The sequence below is a fragment of the Eubacterium sp. AF16-48 genome, assembly GCF_003479405.1.
Lineage (GTDB): Bacteria > Bacillota > Clostridia > Lachnospirales > Lachnospiraceae > Eubacterium_G > Eubacterium_G segne.
Genome location: NZ_QUHB01000004.1, coordinates 43,440 through 56,479 on the forward strand (window position 1 = coordinate 43,440; position 13,040 = coordinate 56,479).

Here is a 13,040-nt window from a genome sequence, read left to right on the forward strand (position 1 = left end):
TTGGCTGGAAGAGAATATCCACTGGATAGAACAAGAAACATTGGTATTATGGCTCATATCGATGCAGGTAAGACTACATTAACAGAACGTATCTTATATTATACCGGTGTAAACTATAAAATTGGTGAAACTCATGATGGAGCTTCTACAATGGACTGGATGGAGCAGGAACAGGAAAGAGGTATCACAATTACTTCAGCTGCTACAACATGTCATTGGACATTGGAAGATCATCATAAGCCAAAGGCTGGTGCATTAGAGCATCGTATCAACATCATTGATACACCGGGTCACGTTGACTTCACAGTTGAAGTTGAACGTTCACTTCGTGTATTAGATGGTGCTGTAGGTGTATTTGATGCTAAGGCCGGTGTTGAACCACAGTCAGAAAATGTATGGCGTCAGGCTGACACATACAATGTACCTCGTATGGCGTTCATCAATAAGATGGATAAAATGGGTGCAGATTTCTTTTATTCAGTTCAGACAATCATTGATCGTTTAGGAAAGAATGCTATTCCTGTACAGATCCCAATCGGTAAAGAAGATGACTTCATCGGATTAATCGATTTGTTTGAAATGGAAGCATATTATTACAAAGATGATAAGGGCGAAGATATCGAAATTACAGCTATACCTGATGACTTAAAGGATCTTGCTGATGAATGGCACGAGAACCTTGTTGAAAAGGTATGTGAATTAGATGATGACCTTATGATGCAGTACCTTGAAGGAGAAGAACCATCAGTTGATGATATGAAGAAAGCTCTTAGAAAAGGTACAATAGCTTGTGAAGCAGTTCCAGTATTCCTTGGATCAGCTTACAAGAACAAGGGTGTTCAGAAGATGTTAGACGGTGTTATTGAATATATGCCGGCTCCAACAGACATTCCTGACATCACAGGTGTTGATGAAGATGGTAACGAAGTAGTTCGTCATTCATCAGATGATGAACCATTTTCAGCTTTAGCATTTAAGATTATGACTGACCCATTTGTTGGTAAGTTGGCATTCTTCAGAGTTTACTCTGGTACAATGAACTCAGGTTCATATGTATTAAATGCAACTAAGAATAAAAAAGAGCGTGTTGGACGTATTGTACAGATGCATGCTAACAAACGTACAGAAATTGATAAAGTATATTCAGGTGACATCGCAGCAGCTGTTGGCTTCAAGGTAACAACAACAGGTGATACAATCTGTGATGAAAAGTATCCTGTTATCCTTGAATCAATGGAATTCCCAGAGCCGGTTATCGAGCTTGCTATTGAGCCTAAGACAAAGAATGATCAGGGTAAGATGGGTGAAGCTTTATCTAAGTTGGCTGAAGAAGATCCAACATTCCGTGCTCATACTGATCCTGAAACAGGTCAGACAATTATCGCAGGTATGGGTGAACTTCACTTAGACGTTATCGTAGATCGTCTTCTTCGTGAATTTAAGGTAGAAGCTAACGTTGGTGCACCTCAGGTTGCATACAAGGAAACATTTACAAAGCCTGTTGATATTGATAGTAAATATGCTAAGCAGTCAGGTGGACGTGGACAGTACGGTCACTGTAAAGTTAAATTTGAGCCTATGGATCCAAACGGTGAAGAAACATTCAAGTTTGAGTCTACAGTAGTTGGTGGTAATATTCCTAAGGAATACATCCCGGCTGTTGGAGAAGGTATCGAAGAAGCTGCGCAGTCAGGTATTATCGCAGGATTCCCTGTACTTGGTGTACATGCTACAGTATATGATGGATCATACCATGAAGTCGATTCTTCAGAAATGGCATTCCACATTGCCGGTTCTATGGCATTTAAGGAAGCTATGCAGAAGGCGGACCCTGTATTACTTGAGCCTATCATGAAGGTTGAAGTAACAATGCCTGAAGAATACATGGGTGATGTTATCGGAAGCTTGAACTCAAAGCGTGGACAGATTGAAGGTATGGACGATATTGGTGGTGGAAAGATTGTTAGAGCATTCGTTCCATTAGCAGAAATGTTCGGTTACTCAACAGAACTTCGTTCAGCAACTCAGGGACGTGGTAACTATTCAATGTTCTTTGAAAGATATCAGGCAGCTCCAAAGTCTGTTCAGGAGAAGGTTGCTTCTAGCAGAGCAAAATAATTCAAAATATAACAGCAGAAAATTGAATATAGCAAAGCAATGCTTAGGCTAGATACAAAATTTTCGAGATTATATATTTAAAAGGCTTGAAAATATCTCCATTATAAAATATAATGGGGATAGCCTTGTGAATTGGCCAATTAAGGTCAAACAAAAATAATTTATATATTAATTTAGGAGGATTACTAAAATGGCAAAAGCTAAGTTTGAAAGAACAAAACCACATTGTAATATTGGTACAATCGGACATGTCGATCACGGCAAAACAACTTTAACAGCTGCTATTACTAAGGTACTTGCAGAAAGAGTTGAAGGAAATGAAGCTACAGATTTCGAGAACATCGATAAGGCTCCAGAAGAAAGAGAAAGAGGTATCACAATCTCTACAGCTCACGTTGAATATGAAACAAAGAAGAGACATTACGCACACGTTGACTGCCCAGGTCATGCTGACTACGTTAAGAACATGATCACAGGTGCTGCTCAGATGGACGGTGCTATCCTCGTTGTTGCTGCTACTGACGGTGTTATGGCTCAGACAAAAGAGCACATCTTACTTTCACGTCAGGTAGGTGTTCCAAAGATCGTTGTTTTCTTAAACAAGTGCGATATGGTTGATGACGAAGAGTTATTAGAATTAGTAGAAATGGACGTTACAGAAATCCTTGATGAATATGGATTTGATGGTTCACCAATCATTAAGGGTTCAGCTCTTAAGGCTCTTGAAGATCCAGCTTCAGAATGGGGCGACAAGATCATGGAACTTATGGATACTGTTGATGATTACTTCCCAGATCCAGAAAGAGATACAGATAAGCCTTTCTTAATGCCAGTAGAAGACGTATTCACAATCACAGGTCGTGGTACAGTTGCTACAGGTAGAGTAGAAAGAGGAACACTTCACTTAAATGATGAAGTTGAAATCATCGGTGTTAAGGAAGAAACACAGAAGACAGTTATCACAGGTATCGAAATGTTCAGAAAGCTTCTTGATGAAGCTCAGGCTGGTGATAACATCGGTGCTCTTTTAAGAGGTATCAACAGAGACCAGATCGAAAGAGGTCAGGTTCTTGCTAAACCTGGTACAGTAACATGCCATAAGAAGTTTACAGCTCAGGTTTACGTATTAACAAAGGATGAAGGTGGACGTCATACTCCTTTCTTCAATAACTACAGACCACAGTTCTACTTCAGAACAACTGACGTAACTGGTGTTTGTAACTTACCAGCAGGTGTAGAAATGTGTATGCCTGGTGATAACGTAGAAATCACAGTTGAACTTATTCACCCAATCGCTATGGAGCAGGGTCTTGGATTCGCTATCCGTGAAGGTGGTAGAACAGTAGGTTCAGGTAAAGTAGCAACTATTATTGAGTAATATAGTATAAAGCTAGTATTTATAGGCATTCCCGAAATTTTCGGGGATGCCTTTTTTTCGTGCTTTTGAAAGATTTTTTGTAAAAGTGTCGTCATAAGTGTCGTCAAAATTCACCTAAAAGTAAGAAAGAGGACTTGTTGCAAACAAAAAAGAACTCCGAATTTACTCGGAGTTCATACTTACCATCTTGTAATTTTCTTTACATCTGCAGCTCTTTTTGGATCTTTTTTGATTTGAAGTTGAGCTTCAATAAAACTATCTACATCACGTCTGCCTTCATCGGTTAGCTGATAATAATTAGTTAAATGTTCATCTAATTTAGGCATACTTTGTTTTCCAAACAATTCCATTAATGGATAAAGAGAATTCTTTAAATAAGTTTTGATTCTGTTTCCGTCCAGAACTTTATCAAATCCATGTGGAAGCTCAGGTAATATAATCTTGCTTTCATCGGACCAGTTTTCAGCTTTGAGGGCTGAATCGGAACATATGTCAGAAACTTCAACATTAAGGACATTGGCTATTCTAAGTGCAAAGTCAAATCTGATAGCAGTGTCTTTTTGAATAATAGAATAAAGTGTTGTAGGGCTGATTGTGGTTTCTTTTGCCAGCCATCTTACACTTTTTTCCTGTTCATCAAGGATTTTTTTTAGGTTTTTTCCATCACCCATTTGCAGGTACCAACCTTTCTAAATTTTTATATAGTATAACACAGCGTACGAAAAAAGTACACTACAAATAAAAATAATTACGAAAAACACTTGACAGTACGAAGTTCGTACATTATAATATGGACACGACCGTACGAAAAACGTATACAGAAAGGAGATGAGCGTATGATATATGAAAAGTATTTATTAGATGTAAATGATGTTGGAATGTTACTACATTGTTCTAACAGTCATGCATATAGAGTTATAAGAGATTTAAATAAAGAACTTGCTAAAGGCGGATATCTTGTAGTTGCAGGAAAAATTCCGAAAGCCTATTTGGAGCAGAAATTATTTGGATTAAAAGAATCAGAAAAGGAGAACTAAGCGATGGCATTTAAAGACAAAGAAACAGGAAAATGGGTTGCACAATGGTATGAACCTAATGTTTATGGTGTGAATAAACAGAAGAAAAAACGTGGATTTAAGACACAAAGAGAAGCAAAAAAATATGAATGTGACAGAAATCTAAAGAAGCAGGGAAATCTTCAAATGAGTATGAAAGTATTTGTGGAGCAGTATTTTCAGGATAAGGAAAATGAGCTTAAATCAAGAACAAAGCAAAATAAGAGATATATGATTGACAGTTATCTTATACCATATTTTGGAGATATGAAAATGTCAGACATAAAACCTGCACAGATTATAGCATGGCAGAATGAAATCTATAAGAAAAATCTGTCAGAATCATATATGAGAATGATTCAAAATCAGTTAACGGCTTTATTTACACATGCAACGAAAATATATGATTTGGCTAATAATCCATGTAAAAAAGTAAAGAGAATGGGAAAAGATGATAAGCGCAGCTTAACGTTCTGGACAGTAGATGAGTACAAGCAGTTTATAAGTACGGTTGATAAGTCAGACAGATATTACATAATGTTTGAAATCTTATTTTGGACAGGAATAAGAGAAGGAGAACTGCTGGCTTTATCTAAGTCGGATATTGATTTTTATAACAACAGAATCAGTATCACAAAAACTTACTATAGAGCAAATGGTAAAGATATTATTACTACACCTAAAACAGAGCAGTCAGTAAGAGTTGTTGAAATCCCAATTTTTCTTAAAGAAGAAATAAAAGAATGGTGTGATAGACAATATGGATTACCTGAAAATATAAGGTTATTTCCTATAGGATGTCGTGCATTACAAAACAAAATGAGAAGACAAATCGAAAAGGCTAATGTTAAGAAAATAAGAGTTCACGATTTGCGACATAGTCACGTTGCTTATCTTATTGATAAAGGTGTAGAACCATTACTTATTAAGGAAAGGCTGGGACATAAGGATATAAGAATTACGTTAAATACTTATGGTCATTTATATCCTAACAAAGCAAGAAGCGTTGCGGATTTAATTGACAATAACCATAATTAAAAAGCCCAAGGCATAAAGCCAAGGGCTGGTTGTAACCGGGAAGATTCCCTTGCTACATTTAACTGACAATTGAATTATAGCAAGAGTTTCTTCCACTAACAAGAAGAATTTGTTTGATAGGAGGAAAACAAAAAGATGAATGACAATACAATAAATAGATCCTCCAATGTGGAGGACACAGATAATAAAGAAATAGCGGCTATAAGGGATAGCCTTAAAAAACGTCCTGATGGAAGTCCGAGACAAACCATTGAAAATGTAATTGAGGTTTTAAATAATGACCCAATGTTAAAGGATGCAATAAGGCGTAATGAACTTTCCTGTAAGACAGACATTGTTAAGAAGATGGATTGGAGAAGGCGTTCAAAGACATTTACCGATACGGATTTTAACAACATAATGCTTAGAATGGAAAAGTTTTACGGAATTACAAGAGATAAAAACATTAAACGTGCAATTGACATTGTAGGCAACAACAACCATTATCATCCCATTATAGACAAACTAGAAAGTCTGGAGTGGGATGGAAACTCAAGGCTTAGGTATCTGCTACCGAGATACCTTGGAACAGATGAAAGTAATTACATATTTGAAGCAACAAGAATAATGATGATGGGAGCAGTACATAGAGTTTACAATCCCGGTTGTAAGTTTGAATATATGGTTTGTCTGGTAGGCGGGCAGGGTGCAGGAAAGTCAAGTTTTCTAAGACTTCTTGCAATGGAAAATGAGTGGTTTTCGGATGACTTAAGAAAACTTGATGATGACAACGTGTTTCGTAAGATTCAGGGACACTGGATTATTGAAATGGCGGAAATGCTTGCAACCTGTAATGCAAGAAGTGTTGAGGACATTAAGTCATTTTTAAGCCGTCAGAGTGAAACTTACAAGGTACCATATGAAACCCATCCTGAAGACAGACCAAGACAATGCATATTTGTGGGTTCTTCCAATAATGCTGATTTCCTGCCATTTGACCGTACAGGTAACAGAAGATTTGTACCGGTAATGGTAAATAAGGAAAAGGCATTGCATCATCCGTTGGAGGATGACGAAGAAACAAGGGCATACATAGAACAGTGCTGGGCTGAAATAATGAATATGTATAAAAAGGGCATTAACACTAAACTTGTATTTAATAAGGAGTTGGAAAAAGAACTCATTGAATTTCAGAAGGAATGTATGCCTCAGGATACTCTTGTGGGCATCATTGAGATGTTTCTTGAAATGACGGATGAGGAGTTTGTATGTGTTCAGATGATTTACGAGAGAGCGTTGCACCACGAAAACTGCAAGCCGAAACAGTACGAATCCAGAGAGATTACGAGCATCATGAGGCTTAAATTTGCAGAACAGTGGGAAGAGGTGAAAAGTCACAGATTCATTAAGGAAGGATATGGAACCCAGCTTGCATGGAAGAGAAAAAAGGAAAATGGTTTTGAGAAAATAGAGAAGGATGAGGACATTCCTTTTAAGCAGGAAACATTGGAAAATCTTAAAACTGAATCTGATGAAATGACAGGAAAAAGTAAGTGATATGATGTCATTTACTTTTAAAAATGTAAATTTGTTATGTAAATTGGGTGGTTTGTAAATCGGAATGATGGATTTGTAAATTGGAAATGACGTAAAAAAAAGAGCCAATTTACATCTGAATGGCTACAATCCCTTTATTTATGGGAGATTTTAAAATTTGTAAATCATAAATTGTAAATTGGCTAAATAAAACTAAAAAAATAAGGTTTTTTAAAGCCGATTTACATTTTCAATTTACGGAAAGGAGATTTGTATGGTTGAAAAGATTAAGCAGATAAAAATAGATGAGGATTTATTTCGAATGATATATCAGTATTTTATATATGGTCGTAAAGACGAAAAGGAACTGATTAAGGCAGGTCTTAAAGATAAGATGGATAAGATGATTTTGAGAAACATTTATACAGAAAGCAAGACTGCCGAATCGGTAGAGGAGAGAGAAAATGCAAGAAGAAATTACCTTGATATAAAGGAAATCCCGGAGGATTTCCGTTGGTAATTTTCCGGCTTGAATGTTAAAGACCTGCAAGTGGAACTTGCAGGTGGTAGAGCAGACAATGAAAATAAAGATTGAGCCATAGCTTTACATGTTAGTGTAGGTGAAAAGGTTGCTATGGCGATAATCGTACTTTGCGACATAATGTCGTAAAGTTAAGTCTCACAGCCGGGCGTAATAAATACATAAGGCATACACACATACAGTCGGATGTGGGATAAGTAGGGTAATGTAAGGATATAAAGCCCTCGGCAGAGCCCCCGCACTTTTGGTTGTCAAAAGTGCTAGGGGGTTATCAATTATGGCAGAGCCAAATTGATAAGAAACTTACGTTTCCAATATACCTCGGGGGGACATTTGAAGAATGAGAACGTGGCGGTGTCACCGCATGTAAATACAATAAAAGAGAAGGAGTGAGATTATGGAAAGATTATCATATTCAGCCCATCTGAGCCAGAAGAACAGTGCCATTAACAGCAAGGCGAAACTGGCATGTGTGGCAAAGCATAATTTACGAAAGTACCACTCCAATGATTATGATAAGGAGAACATAGTAATATTATGTGGTACGGATAAATTAGTGCAGGATGTAAAAAAAGTATATAAGGAACAGTTTGACGAAGCAGTCAGGGAATATAACAAAAAGCAGACAAGGGACGACAGAAAGATTGATGATTATTTTGAAAAGACTGCAAAGTCAAACAAGGACATGGCAGTGGAACTTATTTTTCAGATAGGAGACAAGGAGTTCTGGGATAAGAATCCTGACAAGCGAAGAAGGATGGATGTGGCATTTAAGGAAATGCTTAATATGTTACAGAAGGAAGCACCAAATCTTGTTGTGGCAAATGCAGTAATACATTATGATGAGGCAAGCCCACACATGCACGTGGTGGCAGTTCCCGTAGCTGACGGATTTAAAAAGGGAATATCAAGGCAAGTGTCAAAGAGAAAAGTATGCACAAAGGAATTTCTTGAAGAGGTCTTGCAGGGAAAAATAAGAGAATGTGTGGATAACAGAATATTCGTATGGCTTGGTGAGTTTCTTAAAAGCAAACAAACAGGACGGAATAATGATTTGTCGGTTGTAGAGTACAAGGTAAAAAAGGAAAATGAGAAATATGAAAAAGCAGTAAAAAATGTTGAGGTTATGAATAATGAAATATTGAAAAAGACTGCCGAAAAGCAAAGAGCCGATAAGAAGCTGGAAGAAACTTACAAAGAATTGAAAGAAGCAGATGCAGTGGCACAATGGGGAATAAAGGATATTCGGAAATTTGAAAATAAAGTAATAAAAGGACCGGAAGAACCTAAAGGACTGATGAGTGCAAAATCTTACAGAGAAAAGATTGTAATGCCGTTTATTGCAGGTTTAAACAGAATATTTAAGAGAATAGTTAAAATGGCGAAAAGCTGCTTTGCAGAGTCAATGGAATTGAAGAAGAAACTGGGACAGGCAAATGAAGACAGAGAAAGACTGGCAGAAGCAAACGAAAATCTTAGACGGAGAGTAAAGTGTATGGATCAGGAGATTGATGAGAAAGCTGAAAGAATCTATGAGTTGGAAGGGACAGAGTTTATACTGGAATATTTTAGGAAATTTGTCAAGGATGAAGATTATGAAAGGATTGTAGAGATGGGGAAGGAGGAAAGAGAGAATGGTCATATACAAATGCATATATAAAAATTGAATATAATTAAAACCGTAATATTTTAAACGGTGCATATATGTAATTATAAAAAGAATATAGAGTAATCATAATAAATGTGATAAAATACAGACAAGATTAGTTTACAAGGAGGGGTGCACTGTGTCGGTATATGATGAGTTAATAAAGGAAATAGAAAAAAATAGTACGGAAGATTTCTCAAAAGCTTCAAAAAGGTTGATGGCTTATGTGGACAGATTAAAAAAAGAAGAAATAAGTGAAATTTTATTAGACATTGGGGCAATACCTCAATCAATCAAACCATCAAGTACTGAAGAAAAAGTATATTCTAAGGTGACGGATATTGTGTTGGCTAGATGTTTTAAAGAAGTAGGGCTTGAATCAGAGGTCTTAGAAGCAAGGGGAAATAGTGCGGATGTTTCGGCAAAAAGTAAGTACCACGGATATTCGTTAGTTGCAGATTCTAAAGCTATGCGATTGTCAAGAACAGCAAAAAATCAAAAAGATTTTAAAGTAGGAGCGTTAGGAGATAATTGGGTAGGTGATTCAGATACTTTTGCATTATTGTGTTGCCCGCTGTATCAATATCCAGCTAAAAAAAGTCAAATATATGAGCAAGCTTTGAATAATAAGACATGTTTTTTTTCATGGGAGCATTTTAAATTTTTGATAGACAGAAATATAGTGGAAACGGATACATATTCGTTAGAACCAATTTGGTCATATGATGCAAGATTAAGCCGAACATGCTTAAATAACCGTGCAATGAATTTTTTTGAAAAGGTTAGTGATAATTTGTGCAATCGTACTTCTACTAACAAAGAGTTTTTTTATGCTCAAATAAGCAAATATAATAAATATGTTGCACGAAGAGCAAAAAGGGAAAAGGAAAATATTTTGAACAATAAAATATCAAGTATAGAGAAACTGTCAAGAGAAGACGCTATTAATTTACTGATTAAAGAAGAAAAAAAGAAGACTGATACAATGGACAGACTAATAAAGAGACTTGAGAGCAAGGAATAGATGAAGATATGAGTTATTTAAAAAAAGGTGACAGTATAAAACTTATAAAAGAGGTTGAAACGGAGAAAATACATCTTATTTTATCAGATATACCATATGGTATTTCTTTGGATGAATGGGATGTGTTACATTCAAATACAAATTGTGGATTATTAGGACATAGTCCCGCACAAGAAAAGGCAGGAGCCGTTTTCAAAAAAAGGGGAAAGCCGTTAAATGGTTGGAGTGAAGCAGATAAAAAAATTCCATTAGAATATCAAGAGTGGTGTGCTGAATGGGCACCTGAGTGGTATAGAGTGTTGAAGCCGGGAGCTTCATGTTTTATTTTTGCAGGTAGGCGTTTGGCGCATAGGTGCATATGTGCAATGGAAGAGGCTGGATTTACATTTAAGGATATGATAGCATGGGAAAAATCCCATGCAGCACATAGGGCACAAAGAGTATCTAGTGTTTTAGATAGAAGGAATGATTTGGAAAACAGCAAAAAATGGGAAGGATGGAAATTAGGAAATCTAAGACCAGTGTTTGAACCTATTTTATGGTTTATAAAACCATATCCACAAGGAACAACTTTAACTGACAATGTGTTGAAATATGAAGTGGGTGCGTATAACGAATTATCTTTAAAAGAGAATCAATATATGAATTCAGGAATAGAGGTATGTTCTAATATTTTAAGAACGGAAGAATTAGAGGAAGATAGGGGATATCATGAGGCTCAAAAACCAATACATTTATTAAAGACATTAATAGAATTAACAACAAAGGAGAATCAAATAGTATTAGATCCTTTTATGGGATCAGGTAGTACTATGGTGGCAGCAATAAGAAGTAACAGAAGATACATAGGATTTGAGAAGGAAGAGCAATACATGAATTATGCAATAACTCGTGTGCAACAGGAAGAAGACAGAATAAAAAGACTTAATAACAAAGAAAAAAATGAAAATCAAACTAAATATAAAAAAAGTAGGAAGATTGAATAAAAGGAGGAGAAATGACGGTATTAGAAGAAGTTGTGAAAATGAATAGGCCGCCTGTTTTATTTATAGGTTCAGGGATACCAAAAAGATATTTATACAAATATCCATCATGGCAGGAATTATTGGAAATGTCATTTGCAAAATTTGAACAAGATCCGTTTCAGTATCAAAAACATATTGATAGCTGTAAGAGAAAAAATATGTCAGATTTTGAAACTAATATATATATGGGGAGTCTTATTGAAAATGAGTTTAATAATGCTTTTTTTGACAGAAAAATAAGAATGAACATAGGAAATAAGAATAACCCAAGCTGGGTAAAAAGAGGGATTTCTCCGTATAAAATGTATTTAGCAGATTTTTTTAAAAAACAAAAGTTAAATCGTTCTCCTAAATTGCAAGAAGAATTACTAAAATTAAAAAATCTAAAAAATAAAGTATCAGCAATTATAACAACAAATTATGATACTTTTTTAGAAAAATATGTCTTTCCAAATGACTTCAAAGTATTTGTAAGACAACATGAATTGTTTTCAGCAGACAGTTATGATATAGCAGAAATATATAAAATACATGGTAGCGCAACAGATGCAAGATCAATAGTTATAACAGAGGATGATTATAATAAATTTAAAGAATCAAGAAAATTGATAATTGCTAAAATGTTAACCTTATTTGCAGAGGCTCCAATTATTTTTATGGGGTATTCGTTTACAGATGAAAATATAAAAGAAATTATAGAAGAATTTTTAAGTTGTTTATCTGAGGCACAGTTAGAAGGGATAAGAAAGCACTTTATTTTTATTAGTTATAAAAAAGATGAAACAGAATTAATTGAAATTAAGAGAACAGTTATGACAAAAAATGGAACAGAAATTCCGTTTATAGAAATACAGACAGACAATTTTGGATTGGTATACGATAAATTGTCAGAAATTACACCAGGAATTTCACCTATAAGAGTGAGAGAAACAAGAAGAGTGGTTAAAACAATTGTAGATCAAAATATGTCTTCTAAAGAAGCAGAATCAATTATTGTAGGAATTGATGATCTTACAGATATGGATTTGTCAGCTAAACCATTAGCTATTGCGATTGGATACAAGGAGAATATATTAAACAAGTATGGATATGGTTTATTAGAAGAAGATTTAATATTTGAAGATATTATCTTTGATAATAAGAAGTTTGATGCTGAAGCAATGTGCTCGGAGAGGTTTAAGAAAATAGCAATTAATAGATTACTTCCAGTGTTTAAATATGCAAAAAATCAGAAAATACCTGAAGATAGCAGATTAGGCAAGTACATAGAAGAACATAATTCTATTAATAAAATAATAGCTAAAAATGTTGTAAAAACATTAAAAAATGTTCAGGTATTTGAAACATATGAACAATTATTAGAATGTATGCAAGGGGAGGAAACCTGCAGAAAAGCGGCAATGGCGGTTTTAAAAAATATGGATTGGTTAACAGTGGGAGAACTTAGACAGGCATGTGTGTATTTGTTTGAAAATTATAGAAACGAGATTGCAAAAGAAACAAATGCTAAAAGATGCATTTTATGTTTAGATTTTAGAGAGAATTATAAATAAAAAGAAATGCTAGTAAACCTTTCTTGGTAAAACCAAAAACATTACTAGCATTTCCCTTGTTATTAAAGAACATTTAATGTTCTATGTTCTCATAAATATTATATAATCATTTAAGTAATAATATACTTTTTAATGACTACGCTAA

Annotated in this window: 11 protein-coding genes; 10 read left to right on the forward strand and 1 reads right to left on the reverse strand. The window is 35.1% G+C overall.

All coding sequences use genetic code 11. The features are described 5' to 3' along the window. A complete protein-coding gene (gene fusA, locus DWW68_RS05850) occupies positions 1-2,118 on the forward strand; it encodes an elongation factor G (protein WP_021951966.1) in 2,118 nt (705 codons plus the stop codon). Positions 2,119-2,308: 190 nt separating this feature from the next. After that, positions 2,309-3,496 carry an elongation factor Tu gene (gene tuf / locus DWW68_RS05855; protein ID WP_021951967.1) on the forward strand — a complete coding sequence of 396 codons (1,188 nt, stop codon included), beginning with the start codon at positions 2,309-2,311 and terminating at the stop codon, positions 3,494-3,496. A 179-nt stretch (positions 3,497-3,675) separates the two neighbouring features. On the opposite strand, the gene DWW68_RS05860 is transcribed toward tuf, so the two are convergent. After that, positions 3,676-4,167, reverse strand: coding sequence for a helix-turn-helix transcriptional regulator (locus DWW68_RS05860; protein ID WP_022088599.1), 492 nt, complete (start codon positions 4,165-4,167; stop codon positions 3,676-3,678). A gap of 165 nt (positions 4,168-4,332) precedes the next feature. On the opposite strand from DWW68_RS05860, the gene DWW68_RS05865 reads away from it, so the two are divergent. From DWW68_RS05865 to DWW68_RS05900, 8 genes are all read left to right on the forward strand, one after another. Continuing rightward, entirely contained in the window at positions 4,333-4,533 is a 201-nt protein-coding gene (locus tag DWW68_RS05865) for a DNA-binding protein (RefSeq protein WP_117900690.1), read from the forward strand. Positions 4,534-4,536: 3 nt separating this feature from the next. Then, positions 4,537-5,589, forward strand: a complete 1,053-nt coding sequence (locus DWW68_RS05870) for a site-specific integrase (RefSeq protein ID WP_118589747.1) — start codon at positions 4,537-4,539, stop codon at positions 5,587-5,589. 135 nt (positions 5,590-5,724) lie between these two features. Beyond that, positions 5,725-7,125, forward strand: coding sequence for a virulence-associated E family protein (locus DWW68_RS05875; RefSeq protein WP_118589746.1), 1,401 nt, complete (start codon positions 5,725-5,727; stop codon positions 7,123-7,125). A gap of 253 nt (positions 7,126-7,378) precedes the next feature. Then, a complete protein-coding gene (locus DWW68_RS05880; RefSeq protein ID WP_118589745.1) occupies positions 7,379-7,624 on the forward strand; it encodes a complexin-2 in 246 nt (81 codons plus the stop codon). 418 nt (positions 7,625-8,042) lie between these two features. Then, on the forward strand, positions 8,043-9,305 hold the full coding sequence (locus tag DWW68_RS05885) for a plasmid recombination protein (protein WP_118589744.1): 1,263 nt from the start codon (positions 8,043-8,045) through the stop codon (positions 9,303-9,305). 127 nt (positions 9,306-9,432) lie between these two features. Then, positions 9,433-10,317 (forward strand): HindIII family type II restriction endonuclease, encoded by an 885-nt coding sequence (locus tag DWW68_RS05890; RefSeq protein WP_022088593.1) that lies wholly within the window; start codon positions 9,433-9,435, stop codon positions 10,315-10,317. A gap of 8 nt (positions 10,318-10,325) precedes the next feature. Further along, on the forward strand, positions 10,326-11,303 hold the full coding sequence (locus DWW68_RS05895) for a site-specific DNA-methyltransferase (protein ID WP_022088592.1): 978 nt from the start codon (positions 10,326-10,328) through the stop codon (positions 11,301-11,303). Positions 11,304-11,314: 11 nt separating this feature from the next. Next, a complete protein-coding gene (locus tag DWW68_RS05900) occupies positions 11,315-12,895 on the forward strand; it encodes an SIR2 family protein (protein WP_022088591.1) in 1,581 nt (526 codons plus the stop codon). Positions 12,896-13,040 lie beyond the last annotated feature (145 nt).

What these genes read in the sequence shown, in the direction of transcription:
- DWW68_RS05865 (WP_117900690.1), top strand. Translation starts at nt 4,333, where the DNA reads ATGATATATGAAAAGTATTTATTAGATGTAAATGATGTTGGAATGTTA.
- DWW68_RS05875 (WP_118589746.1), top strand. Translation starts at nt 5,725, where the DNA reads ATGAATGACAATACAATAAATAGATCCTCCAATGTGGAGGACACAGAT.
- DWW68_RS05860 (WP_022088599.1), bottom strand. Translation starts at nt 4,167, where the DNA reads ATGGGTGATGGAAAAAACCTAAAAAAAATCCTTGATGAACAGGAAAAA.
- DWW68_RS05885 (WP_118589744.1), top strand. Translation starts at nt 8,043, where the DNA reads ATGGAAAGATTATCATATTCAGCCCATCTGAGCCAGAAGAACAGTGCC.
- tuf (WP_021951967.1), top strand. Translation starts at nt 2,309, where the DNA reads ATGGCAAAAGCTAAGTTTGAAAGAACAAAACCACATTGTAATATTGGT.
- DWW68_RS05895 (WP_022088592.1), top strand. Translation starts at nt 10,326, where the DNA reads ATGAGTTATTTAAAAAAAGGTGACAGTATAAAACTTATAAAAGAGGTT.
- DWW68_RS05880 (WP_118589745.1), top strand. Translation starts at nt 7,379, where the DNA reads ATGGTTGAAAAGATTAAGCAGATAAAAATAGATGAGGATTTATTTCGA.
- DWW68_RS05870 (WP_118589747.1), top strand. Translation starts at nt 4,537, where the DNA reads ATGGCATTTAAAGACAAAGAAACAGGAAAATGGGTTGCACAATGGTAT.
- DWW68_RS05900 (WP_022088591.1), top strand. Translation starts at nt 11,315, where the DNA reads ATGACGGTATTAGAAGAAGTTGTGAAAATGAATAGGCCGCCTGTTTTA.